General features: G+C 63.3%; 18 protein-coding genes. 10 read left to right on the forward strand and 8 right to left on the reverse strand.

Annotation, left to right across the window (positions count from 1 at the left end; translation table 11 throughout):
- Positions 1-5 precede the first annotated feature (5 nt).
- From WG899_RS04105 to WG899_RS04115, 3 genes are all read right to left on the reverse strand, one after another.
- Positions 6-416: a GFA family protein gene (locus WG899_RS04105; RefSeq protein ID WP_339594351.1), complete on the reverse strand. Its 411-nt coding sequence runs from the start codon at positions 414-416 to the stop codon at positions 6-8.
- A gap of 44 nt (positions 417-460) precedes the next feature.
- Positions 461-874 (reverse strand): SMU1112c/YaeR family gloxylase I-like metalloprotein, encoded by a 414-nt coding sequence (gene gloA2 / locus WG899_RS04110; protein ID WP_339594352.1) that lies wholly within the window; start codon positions 872-874, stop codon positions 461-463.
- Positions 875-943: 69 nt separating this feature from the next.
- The gene (locus WG899_RS04115) at positions 944-1,396 is read right to left on the reverse strand and encodes a YybH family protein (protein WP_339594353.1); all 453 of its coding nucleotides are present in this window, start codon (positions 1,394-1,396) and stop codon (positions 944-946) included.
- A gap of 164 nt (positions 1,397-1,560) precedes the next feature.
- On the opposite strand from WG899_RS04115, the gene WG899_RS04120 reads away from it, so the two are divergent.
- Positions 1,561-1,950, forward strand: a complete 390-nt coding sequence (locus WG899_RS04120; protein WP_339594354.1) for a hypothetical protein — start codon at positions 1,561-1,563, stop codon at positions 1,948-1,950.
- A 113-nt stretch (positions 1,951-2,063) separates the two neighbouring features.
- On the opposite strand, the gene WG899_RS04125 is transcribed toward WG899_RS04120, so the two are convergent.
- The 3 genes from WG899_RS04125 to WG899_RS04135 are packed head-to-tail and all read right to left on the reverse strand — an operon-like array spanning position 2,064 to position 3,114.
- Entirely contained in the window at positions 2,064-2,309 is a 246-nt protein-coding gene (locus WG899_RS04125; protein ID WP_339594355.1) for a hypothetical protein, read from the reverse strand.
- Positions 2,310-2,325: 16 nt separating this feature from the next.
- The gene (locus WG899_RS04130; RefSeq protein WP_339594356.1) at positions 2,326-2,898 is read right to left on the reverse strand and encodes an RNA polymerase sigma factor; all 573 of its coding nucleotides are present in this window, start codon (positions 2,896-2,898) and stop codon (positions 2,326-2,328) included.
- A 3-nt stretch (positions 2,899-2,901) separates the two neighbouring features.
- Positions 2,902-3,114 (reverse strand): YgaP family membrane protein, encoded by a 213-nt coding sequence (locus WG899_RS04135; RefSeq protein ID WP_339594357.1) that lies wholly within the window; start codon positions 3,112-3,114, stop codon positions 2,902-2,904.
- Positions 3,115-3,313: 199 nt separating this feature from the next.
- On the opposite strand from WG899_RS04135, the gene WG899_RS04140 reads away from it, so the two are divergent.
- From WG899_RS04140 to WG899_RS04165, 6 genes are all read left to right on the forward strand, one after another.
- The gene (locus WG899_RS04140; RefSeq protein ID WP_339594358.1) at positions 3,314-3,745 is read left to right on the forward strand and encodes a thioredoxin family protein; all 432 of its coding nucleotides are present in this window, start codon (positions 3,314-3,316) and stop codon (positions 3,743-3,745) included.
- A 72-nt stretch (positions 3,746-3,817) separates the two neighbouring features.
- Positions 3,818-4,258 carry a GNAT family N-acetyltransferase gene (locus WG899_RS04145; RefSeq protein WP_339594359.1) on the forward strand — a complete coding sequence of 147 codons (441 nt, stop codon included), beginning with the start codon at positions 3,818-3,820 and terminating at the stop codon, positions 4,256-4,258.
- Positions 4,259-4,315: 57 nt separating this feature from the next.
- A complete protein-coding gene (locus WG899_RS04150) occupies positions 4,316-5,032 on the forward strand; it encodes a cytochrome c biogenesis CcdA family protein (protein ID WP_339594360.1) in 717 nt (238 codons plus the stop codon).
- A gap of 10 nt (positions 5,033-5,042) precedes the next feature.
- The gene (locus tag WG899_RS04155; RefSeq protein ID WP_339594361.1) at positions 5,043-5,432 is read left to right on the forward strand and encodes a DUF5360 family protein; all 390 of its coding nucleotides are present in this window, start codon (positions 5,043-5,045) and stop codon (positions 5,430-5,432) included.
- A 152-nt stretch (positions 5,433-5,584) separates the two neighbouring features.
- A complete protein-coding gene (locus WG899_RS04160; protein ID WP_339594362.1) occupies positions 5,585-5,998 on the forward strand; it encodes a GNAT family N-acetyltransferase in 414 nt (137 codons plus the stop codon).
- A gap of 191 nt (positions 5,999-6,189) precedes the next feature.
- Positions 6,190-8,544, forward strand: a complete 2,355-nt coding sequence (locus WG899_RS04165; RefSeq protein ID WP_339594363.1) for an SLC26A/SulP transporter family protein — start codon at positions 6,190-6,192, stop codon at positions 8,542-8,544.
- Between the two features lie 207 nt (positions 8,545-8,751).
- Here the strand turns inward: WG899_RS04165 and WG899_RS04170 are convergent, their stop codons facing one another.
- Positions 8,752-9,684, reverse strand: a complete 933-nt coding sequence (locus tag WG899_RS04170; RefSeq protein ID WP_339594364.1) for a LysR substrate-binding domain-containing protein — start codon at positions 9,682-9,684, stop codon at positions 8,752-8,754.
- A 120-nt stretch (positions 9,685-9,804) separates the two neighbouring features.
- On the opposite strand from WG899_RS04170, the gene WG899_RS04175 reads away from it, so the two are divergent.
- The 3 genes from WG899_RS04175 (at position 9,805) to WG899_RS04185 (ending at position 12,416) form a co-directional block, all read left to right on the forward strand.
- The gene (locus WG899_RS04175; RefSeq protein ID WP_339594365.1) at positions 9,805-10,887 is read left to right on the forward strand and encodes an alpha/beta fold hydrolase; all 1,083 of its coding nucleotides are present in this window, start codon (positions 9,805-9,807) and stop codon (positions 10,885-10,887) included.
- A gap of 50 nt (positions 10,888-10,937) precedes the next feature.
- Positions 10,938-11,321 carry a nuclear transport factor 2 family protein gene (locus WG899_RS04180; RefSeq protein WP_339594366.1) on the forward strand — a complete coding sequence of 128 codons (384 nt, stop codon included), beginning with the start codon at positions 10,938-10,940 and terminating at the stop codon, positions 11,319-11,321.
- An 81-nt stretch (positions 11,322-11,402) separates the two neighbouring features.
- Positions 11,403-12,416: a hypothetical protein gene (locus WG899_RS04185; protein WP_339594367.1), complete on the forward strand. Its 1,014-nt coding sequence runs from the start codon at positions 11,403-11,405 to the stop codon at positions 12,414-12,416.
- Between the two features lies 1 nt (position 12,417).
- Here WG899_RS04185 and WG899_RS04190 read toward each other — a convergent pair whose 3' ends face one another.
- Positions 12,418-13,632, reverse strand: coding sequence for a GNAT family N-acetyltransferase (locus WG899_RS04190; RefSeq protein WP_339594368.1), 1,215 nt, complete (start codon positions 13,630-13,632; stop codon positions 12,418-12,420).
- Positions 13,633-13,794 lie beyond the last annotated feature (162 nt).

The raw sequence follows: 13,794 nt of genomic DNA on the forward strand, positions 1-13,794 counted from the left end.
AGGCTTCAGCGACCCGGCTCATAGGCTTCATAACGCGGTAGCTGCGCGTCAAGATCCTCCCAGCAGGCCTTGGAGGTGACGAAGTTGTGCGACATCGGCCGCTCGGTGATTTCAGAATCCAAGATGCCCAGACGCAAGCGCAGCCGGCTGGGGTCCGCACTGTTCTCGCTGAACAGCGGCGAGCCGCATTGGCCGCAGAAATGCCGATAGCGGCCAGGCGAACTCTCAAAGCGCCGAATCAATTCCTCGCCCTGAGTGATTCGAAAACCACTGCGCTGGACAAAGCCATTGGTGGCGAAGGCCGTGCCGCTGGCCTTGCGGCATTTGGAGCAATGGCAATGGATGATGGACGTGATGCCGCCTTCCACCTCCAGGGCCACGGCTCCGCAAAGACAAGTTCCGAGATAAGGACTCATGGCTGCTGCTTGCTTTCTAAAAATTCGATGGGCTTGAGTATCAATTACGCCGGCTCGGCGTTTGTCGCCGAGGCCGCGCTTTCGTACAACTCCAAGGGGAGTCCATCCGGGTCGGCGAAGAAGGTAAAGCGTCGTTGGGTGAACTCATCCAAACGAATCTCCTCGACGGCAATGCCTCTTGAAGCCAGCGTCTGGCAACAGGCCTCGATGTCTGCGACCTCAAAGGCTAAATGCCGCAAGCCCTGCGCCTCCGGGTGGGAGGGGCGCGTCGGCGCATCTGGGAAAGAAAACAGCTCGATCCGCGAGCCGTCGGGCAGCGCCAGATCGAGCTTGTAAGACTGGCGCTCAGCGCGGTAGTGCTCTGCAATCACCCGCAAGCCCAGGCACTCCGTGTAGAAGCGCTTCGAGACAGCGTAGTCGGAGCAGATGATGGCGGCGTGATGAATGCGCTTGAGCATGGGTTCTGCCGAGGGCCTTAAATGGCTCCGTGTGCTTGGCGGTGAATGAGCGATCTTGATTGCAGAGACTTACTTTGCCACGAGCGTGTTTTGGTCGTGAACCAAGCGCCAGCCACCCCGCTCTTTGCTGAAGACCAAGCTGAGCAGATAGTGCAGCTTGTATTCGATGCCGGCTGCATTCTTGTCGGTGTATTGGACATCCAGCACCGCGACACCGGTGTTGGCATTCGAACTCGCGCTGACGACCTGATAGGACCATGACCAGTCAGAGTCTGCGAGCCAGTCTTGCGTTGCCTTCTTGAAGTCGGGTCTTGTCTTGAAGAGTTTTCCGTTGGCCAAGACGAAGGTCAAGGTATCAGACTCCGTCAGAGTCGACTCGAATCCAGTCCAGTCCCTTTTCTCGATGGCCTGCAAATGGGTTTTGAGCGCAGCATCAAAAGTGCTCGTGTCCGCCAGGGCCGGCATTTGCCAGGCGAGAGCCGAGCCCCATGCGAGCGCGAGAGTTCTGACTTGAATCTTCATCGGATGCTCCTGAAACATTGGTCCGCCCTGGGCACTATTTTGTTTCGCGTCGATTGTGGATCGCCATGAGTAGCGAAGCGCCGCGCAACTTTGAAAGCCAGCCCTGAGAGTAACGGTTGAACTCAACGTATGCTGGCGTTTTGTACCAGCCGAGGAGTTCGAGAGTGTCGCCGACAAAATCCCTGCTGCTAGCCGCCATGCTGGCCTTGTCCGTCCAGTCCGTGTCCGCCAGTGAGCCAATGACAAATGGTCTGAAATCTCCAGCCCCGATCGACTTCAGCCAAGCCAGTCAAGTGGTGATTTTGTGGCGGAATGCGACCAGCAATATCGAGCACAGAGATGCAGTGATTCAGCCCCTGATCAAGCAAGGCTTCGAAGTCGCCGTCAAGATTGAGCTGAACGAAACCACCGGTCAGCAGCGGGTGAGCTACACCTTGACGCGTAGCAAGATTCAAAGCCAGGAGGAGATTCAGGAACTTCTCTCGGGACTTGTAAAGGCAACTCGCGGCAAAGGCAAAGTGTCGGTGAACGTCTTGCAGTCGATGCGACTATGAGAATGTCTTGATCTAGCCGATCAAACTGAGCTACTGGACGTGTTTTCGCCAAGATACCTCTTCCGGTGCAGCACTACTGCTTTCGCGTGGCAGAAGAGGAGTTCCACGCCGTGCTAGGGCGCATCAAGGCTGCCGGAATTCCGTTCCAATGACTGGGCGCGCGTAGGTTTTTTGATCGTTTCAATCAAACCCAAAAGCCAGCACATCGGGCAGCCACGCATCAAGAGCACGGCACCGAGGACAGCGAGCACCGAAGCCACGGTGCCAAGGCTTTGAGAAAACAACAAGACGCAGGCCAGCAAGGCCAGGGCGGCGGCGCCGCGCAGCAGATGGATGGACACAGAGGTACTGCAAAACATTGGAGACTCCGGGTTCTTAGTTGCAGCTAGATTCGGGGGCTTCCAGCGCCCCGTCCTTCATCCAATAGCCGCTGGCCAGCAGTTGCTCGCGGACCTGGGCGCGGGCGCGGTGCAAGCGGCTTTTCACCGCCTCTAGGCTGAGCCCGAGCTGGGCGGCCACCTCGGGCGCCGTCAGCTCATGCACATCGCGCAAGATCAGAACCTCGCGGTAGGGCGGGGTCAGGCGCTCCATGGCGCGTACCAGGTCCATGCGCAGATCGGTGGGCAGCTCGGGTGCATGGGGCATGTCTTGCGGCGCCAGTTCGTCCAGGTCTTCGGCCTTGCTGCGCAGGCGCAAGAGTCGGTAGCACTCGCGTTCGACGATGCGAAACATCCAGGTCGCAAAGGTGGCCACGGTGCGCAGCGCGCCGATCTTGCGATAAAGCTGCCACAGCGCGATTTGCACCGCGTCTTCGGCATCTTCGGTGCTGGAGCAGGTGCGCCGCGCGAAGCGCTTCAGGTCGGGTTGGCAAACGCTGAGCAAGCGCTGCACGGCGCCGGCCTCGCCGCGCGAGGCGGCCTCGATCAAATGCGCTTCGGCACGGATCATTTTTCATTTCTCCAAGTAGCGGCGGCCGGCCATGGCGCAGGCCGGGCAGAAGCCGACAAAGGCGGTCAGCACCAGGGTAGCTGCGGTGGCCAGGGCCAAGTAGCTGATCAGGCCGGCGCTGAACGCGCCCTTGTACATGGCGGCCCCGATGGCCACACCGGCGGCGATACGAAGCGCGCGTTCCCACGTGGGCAGATTGCGTTTCAGGAAGAACATGATGAGCGACTCCTAAGTTGAGGTGAGTGACTTAGGCCTAGAGGCGCGGTGCAGCAAAAAGGATTCAGGGAAAACGAAAAAATATTTTTTAAGTTTTCGGAACCCTTTTCACCTGCCTTCGCCTCTATGCCATGGGGAGCGCATGCAATGCACAGCAGGGCAGCCCCCGTCCCTAGGTTTCAACTTATTCAGAACCATCATGACATCGACTCCGTCAACTCGTTTTTCCACCCGCCTCAGCTTCAGTCGCATGGCTATTGCCGGCAGCTTGGCCATGGTCGCCTTGCTTGGCAGCGGCATCGCCAGCGCGGGTGAGATCCGCAAGGCCGATATGGAGGCCTATATGCAAGCGGCCACGCAGAACAAGCCCATCATCATGCATGTCCATGCTGCTTGGTGCCCGGTCTGCAGCAAGCAGGGCCCCATCATCGAGGAACTGATGAAGGAGCCTGAATTCAAGGACGTGATCGTCTTCAAGATCGACTTCGATGCCGACAAGCCCTTGGTTGATCAGTTGGGTGTCAAGTTTCAATCGACCTTGATCGCCGCCAAGGGTTCGACCGAAGTCGGCCGCAGCGCCGGTGCGACCGACAAAGACAAGTTGCGCGATTTCATCCGCAAGGCCTTGTAATCAGCGACACCGGGGCCGGTGTTCGATCAGTCACACCGGCCAAATGTTGAGTTAGCTAGAGCGAAAGTCATCATGAACTTGATCACCATTGCCGTCGAGGCAGACCCAGACAGACTGGCTAAGAACGCCATACAAAGCGGGCTCTTCGATGCCAATGTCGCGTACACCGGGGACGGGCATTTGGACGCGGTTTTGGTGGTGGCACGAGATGACCATTCAAACGTGATCGGTGGCGTTGTCGGCGAAGCCTATTGGGGCTGGGTCAACTTGACCGCGGTTTGGGTGCACCCCGAGCAGCGAAGAAAAGGCCTGGCCAGTCAACTGCTTCAGGCGGCCGAAGCCGAGGCAGTCCGCTTGGGCTACACGCAGGCCTACCTGGATACCTTTTCCTTTCAGGCGCCGGAGCTGTATTTGCGCGCGGGCTATGAGATTTTTGGGGCTTTGGACAACTTTCCCGTCGGTGCCAAGCGCTTGTTCCTGCGCAAAGCCATCGGGGGAATTGACGCGTCTTGACGCCTAGCCGGCGCCCTGAATGGCCCCGCCCTCCCTCTTGATCAGGAAGACCGAACCTTGCTTGCTCTACTTTTCAGCCTGCTCGCGGGCGCCTTGTCCACGCTCTCGCCTTGTGTGTTGCCGATCGTGCCCATCGTCATGTCCAGCGCCTTGCAGGTGGCGAGATTCGGGCCGATCGCCTTGTTGATCGGCCTGGCCCTGTCCTACACCCTGGTGGGCACCGCGCTGGCGCTGTTTGGCAGCAGCCTCGGCGTGGACGGCCCTTGGCTGCGCCACATCAGTGCCGGTCTGATGATTCTGTTCGGGGCGATGTTTCTGCTGCCTGTTCTGCAGCAGGCCTTTGTCAAATTCTTGACGCCGCTGAGCGACGGCGCTAGCGCCCGACTGTCGGGTTTCAAGGCCGACAGTGTTTGGGCTCAAGGCCTACTCGGCTTGATGCTGGGCCTGGTGTGGTCGCCCTGTGTCGGGCCGACGTTGGGGGCGGCCGTGACGCTGGCTTCGCAAGGCGGCAGTGCTTTGCAAGCCATGCTGACCATGTTTGTATTTGGCCTCGGGGCCGCCTTGCCGATGGGCTTGTTGGCCTATGGTTCCAGAGCGGCCATGGCAGGCCGACGCAAGGCCATGGGTGAGTTCGGGCTTTGGGGCAAACGGATCATGGGGCTGGGCCTGGTTTTGGTCGGATTCTTGGTGCTCAGTGGTGCGGATCACAGGCTGGAGGCCTTGTTGACCGGCTTGATGCCGCCCTGGCTGGTCGATTTGACGACTCGGTTTTGACGGCTGTCTCATGCTCAAACCCACTCGCGCTTTACGCCTCAATCTGCTGCTGACAGACCTGGGCTTTGTCGCCTACTGGTTCGTCTCTGCGACCGGGTTGCTGCCCTCTGCTTGGCTGTTCAAGGACCATGACAACGCCATCTTGGTGGCGTGGAACTGGTCCTTCGCACCGCTCGATTTGTTGGCCAGTGCCTTGGGTTTGTGGGCTCTATCCCGTGCCCGCCAAGGTGGGCCTTGGCGCCTGCCGGCACTGCTGTCGCTCGTTCTGACTTTTTGCGCAGGCCTGCTGGCATTGTCTTTTTGGACGCTGCGAGCTGACTTCAACCTCGGCTGGTGGCTGCCCAATCTCTATTTGCTGCTTTGGCCCTTGTGGCTGGGTCCGCCATTGATGCGTGATTGAGCGCGCGATCTTTTCTTGCTTGGGGGCTGGTGATTGTTCGCTGCGCCGCTGCTTTAGTGGGCCTGCTCGGTGCGCAGGCGCGGCAAGCGCCCTGGCGCTCGCCAGGGCCTTCAGTACAGTGTGCAAACACGCTGCCCGAACGAGCCTTGACCATGTCCCCATTCGAAATCTGCAGTGAGCTGCCCACGGCCGACGCCTTCAAAGCGCTTTACGACACCACCGCTTGGGGCCCAGCCTCGCGCGACGCCGCCTTTTACCAAGCGGCATTGGCTGGCTCTTGGCGCGTGCGGGCGGCCTATGCAGAGGGCCGCTTGCTGGGCTTTGCGCGTGTCATCTCCGACGGTCACTTGCACGCCTTCATCACCGAGATGATCGTGCATCCCGAGCATCATGGCCGCGGTATCGGCTCCGCTTTGTTGAAGGGTTTGCTGGAGGAGTGCCGGGCTGCGGGCGTCACCGACATTCAGCTGTTCTGCGCCAAGGGCAAGTCAGCCTTCTATGCCCGCCATGGCTTTGTCGCCCGGCCCGGCGAGGCGCCCGGCATGCAGTACTGCCCGCCCACCTGAGTCGAGTTCGTGCGCGCTCGCGGCTGTGGGGGCCTTGCTCTTGAACCCTCGTCGAAGTGTCGCAATGGGCAGATAAAGTCGCTCCGCAGCGATGAGAGGGTCCGCATCCGAGCGATCCGGTCGCTGCGCTTTGGAAAACTGCAACGTTCTTTTTGCCCCGCCGGCAGCCGCTGGGCCGCCACCGCGAACTCATGAATTCAACTGATGCAGGCGGCAGCGCGCCGTCGACAACAACCCCCGGCAAGACCTGGCCCCAAAGGGCTTCGGCCTGGGGTACGGTCGTCGGCGCCGCCCTGGCCCATGCACCCGAGAGCGCCGCTTACGGCCTGATCGCTTTGGCCCCGCTGGGGCCAAGCCTGGCGCCACAGGCCATGGCCTTGGCCTTGCTGGGAGCGGGCGTGGCCAATTTGATCGCCAGCCTGTGCGGCGCCGGTCGCTTGGTCAGCGGGCCGCGGGCGTCACTGGCGCTGTTGACGGCCGGGCTGTTGGGCGGCTTGCTTGCACTGCAGCCGCAGCAGGGGCCGCGTGATGTGCTGCAAGTGCTGGTCCTGCTTGGATTGGGTTTGATGGCGGCCGGGGCAGTGCAAGCGTTCTTCGGCCTGCTGCGCCTGGGCAGCATCGTCAAGTTCACGCCGCATCCGGTGCGCCTGGGTTTGCTCAGCGGCATTGGCTTGCTGTTGGTGGCCAATGCACTGCCGGTCTTGTTTGGCCATGGCTTTGGCACCAAGCTGCTGGCCGGGCTGCAGGGCATCTCGCTCGGCGCCACGGCCTTGGGGCTGACCGCGATGGCGGGCAGCTGGTGGGCCACGCGGGCGCGCTGGCCGGTGCCGCCGGTCTTGGTTGGCCTCGGTCTGGCCTCGGCCTTGTTTGCCAGCCTGCAGGCGCTCGGCGTGGATGGGGCCATGCTCGGCGGCCGGGTGGCGGCGCCGTCTTTGCCCGCGCCCTGGCTGACACAAGGCCCGGCGGTCTGGCCGGCCAGCAGCGACCTGCTGCGCTGGCCGGTGCTGGCCTTGTTGGCTACCTATGCCTTGACGGTGGCGACACTGAGTTCGCTCGACACCTTGTTGGCCGCCTCGGTGTTGGACGGACGCTTGCGCACCTCGCGCGACGCCAACCGCGAACTGCGCGCCCAGGGCTTCGCCAATATGGTCGCCGGCCTGGCCGGTGGGCAGGCCAATTCGCCCTCGATCCCACGTTCACTGGCCTTGGTGCTGCCGGATGGCGGTACACGCCACAGCACCTTGGGGTATGGCGTGGCGGTGCTGGTTTTGATGCTGCTGGGTTCGGGCCTGCTGGGTGTGTTGCCGGTGGCGGCCGTGGGCGGCGTGTTGGTCTTGCAAGGGGCGCAGATGGTGGCGCCCTCGTTGTGGCGCACGCCGCTGGCTTTGTGGGGCGCCTCGCTGGCCCGCAAGTCGGTGGGCTATGACCGCGCCCAGCGCCGTACCTTGCTCGACAACTGGGGGGTCGCGGCCGCCGTGGCCTTGAACACCGTGGTGCTGGGTCTGGGCCCGGCGGTGTTGATCGGCGCCAGCATCGCGATTCTGCTGTTCGTGCGCGCCAATATGCGCGATGTGGTGCGCCAAGTGCGCAGCGCCGAGAAGCGCCGTTCGCTGAAGATGCGCGCGCCGGAGGCCGAAGCGTTGCTGAGCCGTGAAGGCCGCCGTATTGTGATTTTGGAGCTCGAAGGGGCGCTCTTCTTCGGCACCGCCGACGCGCTGCGCAGCAGACTGGAGAGCCTGGCCGACGGGGTCGATACGGCCGTGCTGGACTTGCACCAGGTGCCCGAGATCGATGCCACCGGCGCACGGATCTTGCTCGAAACCGGCGAGGACTGGGCGCGCCGCGGCAAGGTCTTGGTGGCGGCCGAATGGGCGAGCGGCGATGCACGCCGCCGCACCATTGAGGCGATGGTGGCGCCAGGGCAGGCCAAGAGCAATGCGGGCTTGCAGTTTTACGCCGATACCGACAGCGCCCTGGAGGATGCCGAAGACAGGCTCTTGAACGCGCTGGGTTTGCGCCCCGATGCCGACCGGCTGCTGAGCCTGGGCGAGACCTTGCTGGGCCAAGGCCTGAGCGAAAAGGAACTGGCCGCCCTGGCCGCGCAGATGACGACCCATCACTACCCGGCTCAGCAAACCCTGTTCCGTGCCGGCGACCCGGGTGACGCGATGTATGTGAGCCTGCGCGGCCATATCGGCCTGCGCCTGCCGGGCACGCTGCGCCGGCTGGCCTCTTTCGCGCCCGGCGTCAGCCTCGGCGAGATGGCGGTGCTGGCGCATCGTCAGCGCTCTGCCGAGGCAGTGGCCGAGGACGATTTAACGGTGATGCGCTTGTCGGTCGAAGCCTTTGACCGCATGCGCGCCGAGCAGCCGGCGTTGGCGGCCCAGGTGCTCAACAATATTTCGCTGCACCTGGCCGACCGCGTGCGCGTGCTGACGAGCGAGTTGTCGGGCTGGGTGGCGCGCTCAAGCGCCCGCGGTTCCGCGACCGCCCCTGAGCTGTCCGATGAGCTGGCGCGTTTGAGTCGCGAGTACGGGGAGGACTGAAATCCAAGCTGGGCTGCGCCCCTAAGCCGCTTCACCCACACACCCGGATAAGCGAGTAGGCACAACGGGGGGCCGCCCTTGAAGGTTTGGATCGGCACCGTCAACTCATGGGCGAGGCGGAGGCCGATGCAGCTGCTTGCGCAACAAGGCGCGTTTTAAGAAGGGGCAATGGCGGCTTTCGACGCCTAACAAGATTCCTAAGCGGCCTCAGGAGGGTGCGGACTGCGCGCCCAAGCCTTCTAGCCGGCGCGCCGATTCGGCCATCTCCGCATGCAGCCAATCGCACAAGGTGCGTAGCGCCGGTTCATCGCGCAAGGCCGGCGGATAGACGATGTGATAGCGGCGTTCGTGGTTGCCCTCCAGCGGCGGGCCGGGCAGTCGTACCAAGCGGCCGTCCAGCAGCGCATCGGCACACAGCAGCTCGCGCGCCAGCGCCACGCCCATGCCTTGTTCGGCCGCCTGCACCAGCAAGCCGCCGTCATTGAAGCTGGCGCTGGGCATGATGCGGCAGGCCAGGCCTGAGCTGGCGAACCACTGCGTCCATTGCTCGGCATCACCCAATAGCGATTCGCCGGCCAAGGTCTCCAGCGAGCTGCCTTGGAGCCGCTTCGCCAAGGCCGGGGCCGCCACCACGATCTGGCGTGAGGCCATCAAGACTTCGTGGTCCAGGCCGGGCCATGGACCCTTGCCCTGGCGCAGGGCGAGATGAAAGCCTTCTTGCTCGAGGTCGATGACGCGCTGCAGCGTGAACAGCTTGAGCGTGATGTCTGGGTGCAAGGCCTGCCAGCGGCCCAGCCTTGGCAACAACCAGCGCTGGGCAAACGAGGGCGTGCAGGTGATGTTGAGACTTTGAATCGCGCTGCCGTCGGCGGCGCTGGCGGCGCGCACGCCCAGTTCTAGCTCGGCCCAGGCTCGCTCCACCGCGGACTGCAGGGCGCGGCCTGCCGCGTTCAGCTGTATGCCGCGGCCGGCGCGGTTGAACAGGTCAAAGCCCAGCTGTGCTTCCAAGGCCCGGACCTGTTGGCTGACGGCGCTGTGCGTCAGGTGCAATTGCTCGGCCGCGGCGCGCACGTTTTCGCCCCGGGCGACGGCCCGGAAGGCGGCGATGTACTGCAAGGGCAGGCGCGGTGTTTTGCTCATTTGGAAAGTTTAACTGCCCAAACAGGCCAGAAATAGCCGCTTTTCGACCGGGGTTTGAAAACCTAACATGCCCAGCATCGCAAACAAACCCCGAGCGCCACCGAGGCGAAGGCTACCGACATGAACCCCAAACGACCCCTGTTGATGGCGACCCTGCTGACCCTGTCCTTGGCATTTGGGGCACAGTTGTTGCCGGTTTCGGCGCGGGGCCTGCAGGCCGAAGCGCGCCCGCTGGACCTGGAGCTGGGCGCGGCCACGGCACGCGCCGCGGAGCAGCTGAGGGCCAAGGCCGGCAAGCCGGTGCAAGCCGAATGGTCCGAACACAGCTTCGCGACGCCGGATGGTCAGCTGGCCTACACCCGTCTTGGCCATGGCCCCTTGCTGGTGGTGATTCCCGGTGGCCCGGGCGGCAGTGGCCACAAACTCAGGGAGGCCTTCAGGCCGCTGGCGAGCGAGTTCAGCATCGTGGTGCTGGACAACATCGGCCGAGGCCGCTCGGCCCGCCTGGCCGATGCCAGCCGCTATACCGTGGACCGCGATGCCGATGACATCGAGCGTTTGCGTCGCTTCCTCGGCGTCGAGACACTGGCGCTGTATGGTCACTCCTATGGCGGCCTGGTGGTGCAGGCCTACGCGGCCCAACATCCCCGCTCGGTTGACCACCTGATTCTGGGCAACACCCTGCACGGTGCGCGCAGCTGGCAGGAGCAGATTGATGGCTTCAAGGAATGGCTGCGGCGCAATCATCCGGAACGCTGGCAGCGCCTGCTCGAGCTGCGGGCGCAGGGCCAGCTGAGCGGCAGCGCCGAGGCCCAGGCTTTATTTGGCGAGCCCGTGATGCCAATGTATTGGGCCGACCGGGCGGCGCCGCATGGCGCATCGACCGCCAGCGCCGACCCCCGCGACGCGATGAACAAGGCTGTTTACCTGGCCATGCTGGGGCCTGACCCCGAGTGGTGCGTTGGCGGTACGCTGCAGGATGTGGAGATGCTGCCGCGCTTGAAGAAGGTGAGCGCGCCGACGCTGTTGCTGACTGGCCGCTTTGACCCGGTGGCACCGCCCAGTGTGATGAATGAGATGCAGCGCGCGCTGCTGCCGAGTCTGAAGCCGCAAGCGCTGGTTTTTGAGCGCTCCGGGCACCGGCCCTTCATCGAAGAACCCGAGGCTTGGGCGAAGGCCGTCAGCAGTTTTCTGTTGCGCTGAATTGAACCCCGACCCAATCCGAAACCTTGCAAGACGAAAGCCTGCCCACCATGTCGACAGCCCCCAACCCGATTGGCTTGATTCAAGCCCAGCTGGATGCCTACAACGCCCGTGATGTGGCCGCCTGGTTGGCCACCTATGCGGCCGATGCTCGCCAATATGCCTATCCCGGCACGCTGCTGGCGCAGGGCCACGCCGAGATCGGCGAGCGCATTCAGGCCCGTTTCGCCGAACCGAATCTGCATGCCCGCTTGCTCAGCCGCTCGGTCATGGCCACGGCCACCGGGCACACGGTGATTGATCATGAAACCATCACCCGCACCTTCCCCGAAGGCACCGGCGAGCTTGACATGATGGCGATCTACGAAGTGAGCGGCGGCCTGATCCAGTCAGGCATGTTCATCAGCGGCGAGCCGCGGCTGCACGCGCGCTAGCCGCTGTGGATAGACGCAGCATGTTCCGTCTGGCTGTTAGGCTATGGACCATCGTCACTTCCATTGCTAGCGATGTGTCCCATGCGTCTTGTTTCGCACGCTGCCGTTTTGGCCGTCATGATCTTGGGGATGGCCTCGGCCCCGAGCTCCGCCGCCGAGGCTCAGTCCTTAGCTTGCTCCGCCTCCCAGCGCTTGCAGATCGAGTTTCACAGCGCCTTCTTGCCCAATCTGCATCACTTTCTGTTGGACAGCGCCAAGCGCAAGCAGACCTTGGATCAGGTCGCGTGGTCTGCGCCCCCCAGTGCCGCTGAGCTGCAGGCCTTGGGCGAGGCTCTGGCCTTCTATACCGAGCACTACGCGCAGCGCGATCCCTTGTTTGATGAGGAAATGGCGACCATTCGGCGGGGACTGGCGGTGGAGGATGAACGACACAGCGCGAGCGGCCTGAAGTTGCCGCCGGCGCTGATCGATCAGCTCAATCGAGCTGCCCCAGCCTACGAGCGCTTGCTATGGGCCGAGCACAACAGACTCAACCAAACGTGGATTCATCGTGCGCGCGCGCTGGACGCCGTTTACGGCGCTGAAATCCAGTCGGGCATCGAGCGCCACCTGGCTGGCCGCTTCAGCTGCCAGGTCATTCGTAACGACGTTGTTGCACGCACCGGCACTCGCCAAGGGGCCTACACCGCGACACGTCCACCTCATACCGTCTTGCCGAGCGCGCGCGCTGACTATCAAGGGCTGGCCACCTTGGAGATGCTGTATCACGAGGCTTCGCATGTGCGGGTCGTCGATGCTCTCATTGATGCTCTGGATCAGCGACTCGGGTCGACTGGGCGAGCCCGAGACAGCCAGCTCTGGCATGCCGTGCAGTTCTATACGGTGGGCGAGGCCGTAAGAGCGGTGCTACACCAACGCAGTGGGATCGACTACCTGCCTTACGCCGAACAAGGTGGGCTGTACGCCCGCGCTTGGCCTGAGTTTTTGCCCTTGCTGGAAGGCCCTTGGCGGCAGTGGATGCAGGGCAAGCTGACTCAGCAGCAAGCCATTGATGCCATGGTCGAGGCCTTGCCGCTCGCTGCGCCGACGCATTGACTCAAATGGCGGGCCGAGGTGGCCAAACCAGCAAGAACTCGCGTTCGTTTTCGCCATCGTCAACAAAGCCCAGGCGGCGATAAAAAGCCTGGGCCGGGTTGTTTTTCAGCACGCCCAGGCTCAGGCTGACCCCGGCCGCGGCGGCCTCGGACATCAGCTCACGCAGCAGCGTGCTGCCCAAGCCTCGGCCTTGCAGGCTGGGGCTGAGCTGCAACTGGTGGATACGCCAGTCACCGTCGTCGCGGCTCATCTTGATCAGGCCCACGATTTGCCCGCCCAGCAGCAAGACGCTGGCGTTCTCTAACTGAAAACGCACACGCATCAGGTCGGTCTCGGCGTCGATGGGCAAGCCGGCTTCGGCCATATAGCGGTGAAAAGTCTGCCGGCGCAATTCGAGCAAGACCGGGATATCGGCCTCGCAGGCCGGCCGTCGCGCCAGCGGCTGATCCGGCAGCAGCGCTAACTCGAACGCTGCGCGGGCATGGATCAAGCTGGTGTTGATATAGCTGAGCCCCTGCCATTCGAAGCAGGCCAAGTCCAGTTGCGCCGGGAAGGCCAGGGGCAACTCGGTGCAGGCCAGGCCGACAGCACGCCGCCCTTGCGTGGGCAGTTCCGCGGCGGCAAAGGCGCGCTCGGCCAGCGCTGCGATTTGTTCGGCCGCATTCGCCGCGCGGCCGGCTTGCAAGTCGGCAATCAGCTCGGCCAGCAAGGCGCGGTCGGCGGCATCGACGGGCACGCAACTGCCGATGCCATGCTGACTCAAGACCTCGGGCAAGGCCTGGCCCTGCATCGTTGGCTCGGTGCCCAGGATCAGCAATTGCGACACGCCGGCCGCTGCGCAGGCTTGGGCGACCACCTCAAAAATGCTCAGTACTGGGATATCGACGCCGCGCCGAATCGCCTCGAGCCGGTTGTGCGGCGTGTTGCTGGCGATCAGCGCAAAGTCCGCGCCGCTGGCTTGCAGGCGCAGCAAAGCGGCGAGGAAGTAGGCGTCAAAGCGGGCCCAAGACGCCTCATCGCCGGCCACGCCGCGCCGCCCGTGCGACTCGGCGATGTTCACCGACTCGATGGTGAACTCGGGCATCTCTGGCGTCCCGCTGCGGCCCAACTCCAGATGGCGCAGGTGGCTCCATTGGCAGATCTGGCGGTAGTACTCCACCGTCGAGGCCCAGGCCACGCCACCGACGATGCCGATTTTTTTGTATTGCTTGCTCATCGCAGGTTGCCACTCGCGTTCGGCATGGTCGTGAGTACCGTGTCTGCGTGGTCGAACAGATGGCATTGAATGTTCTGCAAGGTGGATATCCGTTAGGTGAGGGGCTGGGCGGATTGTGCAAGCTGTTGGCGGACGCAACTGGTGCGGCGGGCCGCTACAGCT

This window comes from Paucibacter hankyongi (genome assembly GCF_037482915.1).
GTDB classification, from domain to species: Bacteria; Pseudomonadota; Gammaproteobacteria; order Burkholderiales; family Burkholderiaceae_C; genus Paucibacter_A; species Paucibacter_A hankyongi.

Excerpts from the sequence above, each read along its gene's own strand:
- WG899_RS04170 (WP_339594364.1), bottom strand. The coding sequence starts at position 9,684 with ATGAGCAAAACACCGCGCCTGCCCTTGCAGTACATCGCCGCCTTCCGG.
- WG899_RS04115 (WP_339594353.1), bottom strand. The coding sequence starts at position 1,396 with ATGAAGATTCAAGTCAGAACTCTCGCGCTCGCATGGGGCTCGGCTCTC.
- WG899_RS04140 (WP_339594358.1), top strand. The coding sequence starts at position 3,314 with ATGACATCGACTCCGTCAACTCGTTTTTCCACCCGCCTCAGCTTCAGT.
- WG899_RS04125 (WP_339594355.1), bottom strand. The coding sequence starts at position 2,309 with ATGTTTTGCAGTACCTCTGTGTCCATCCATCTGCTGCGCGGCGCCGCC.
- WG899_RS04190 (WP_339594368.1), bottom strand. The coding sequence starts at position 13,632 with ATGAGCAAGCAATACAAAAAAATCGGCATCGTCGGTGGCGTGGCCTGG.
- WG899_RS04145 (WP_339594359.1), top strand. The coding sequence starts at position 3,818 with ATGAACTTGATCACCATTGCCGTCGAGGCAGACCCAGACAGACTGGCT.
- WG899_RS04160 (WP_339594362.1), top strand. The coding sequence starts at position 5,585 with ATGTCCCCATTCGAAATCTGCAGTGAGCTGCCCACGGCCGACGCCTTC.
- gloA2 (WP_339594352.1), bottom strand. The coding sequence starts at position 874 with ATGCTCAAGCGCATTCATCACGCCGCCATCATCTGCTCCGACTACGCT.
- WG899_RS04135 (WP_339594357.1), bottom strand. The coding sequence starts at position 3,114 with ATGTTCTTCCTGAAACGCAATCTGCCCACGTGGGAACGCGCGCTTCGT.
- WG899_RS04130 (WP_339594356.1), bottom strand. The coding sequence starts at position 2,898 with ATGATCCGTGCCGAAGCGCATTTGATCGAGGCCGCCTCGCGCGGCGAG.
- WG899_RS04175 (WP_339594365.1), top strand. The coding sequence starts at position 9,805 with ATGAACCCCAAACGACCCCTGTTGATGGCGACCCTGCTGACCCTGTCC.
- WG899_RS04185 (WP_339594367.1), top strand. The coding sequence starts at position 11,403 with ATGCGTCTTGTTTCGCACGCTGCCGTTTTGGCCGTCATGATCTTGGGG.
- WG899_RS04180 (WP_339594366.1), top strand. The coding sequence starts at position 10,938 with ATGTCGACAGCCCCCAACCCGATTGGCTTGATTCAAGCCCAGCTGGAT.
- WG899_RS04165 (WP_339594363.1), top strand. The coding sequence starts at position 6,190 with ATGAATTCAACTGATGCAGGCGGCAGCGCGCCGTCGACAACAACCCCC.
- WG899_RS04105 (WP_339594351.1), bottom strand. The coding sequence starts at position 416 with ATGAGTCCTTATCTCGGAACTTGTCTTTGCGGAGCCGTGGCCCTGGAG.
- WG899_RS04155 (WP_339594361.1), top strand. The coding sequence starts at position 5,043 with ATGCTCAAACCCACTCGCGCTTTACGCCTCAATCTGCTGCTGACAGAC.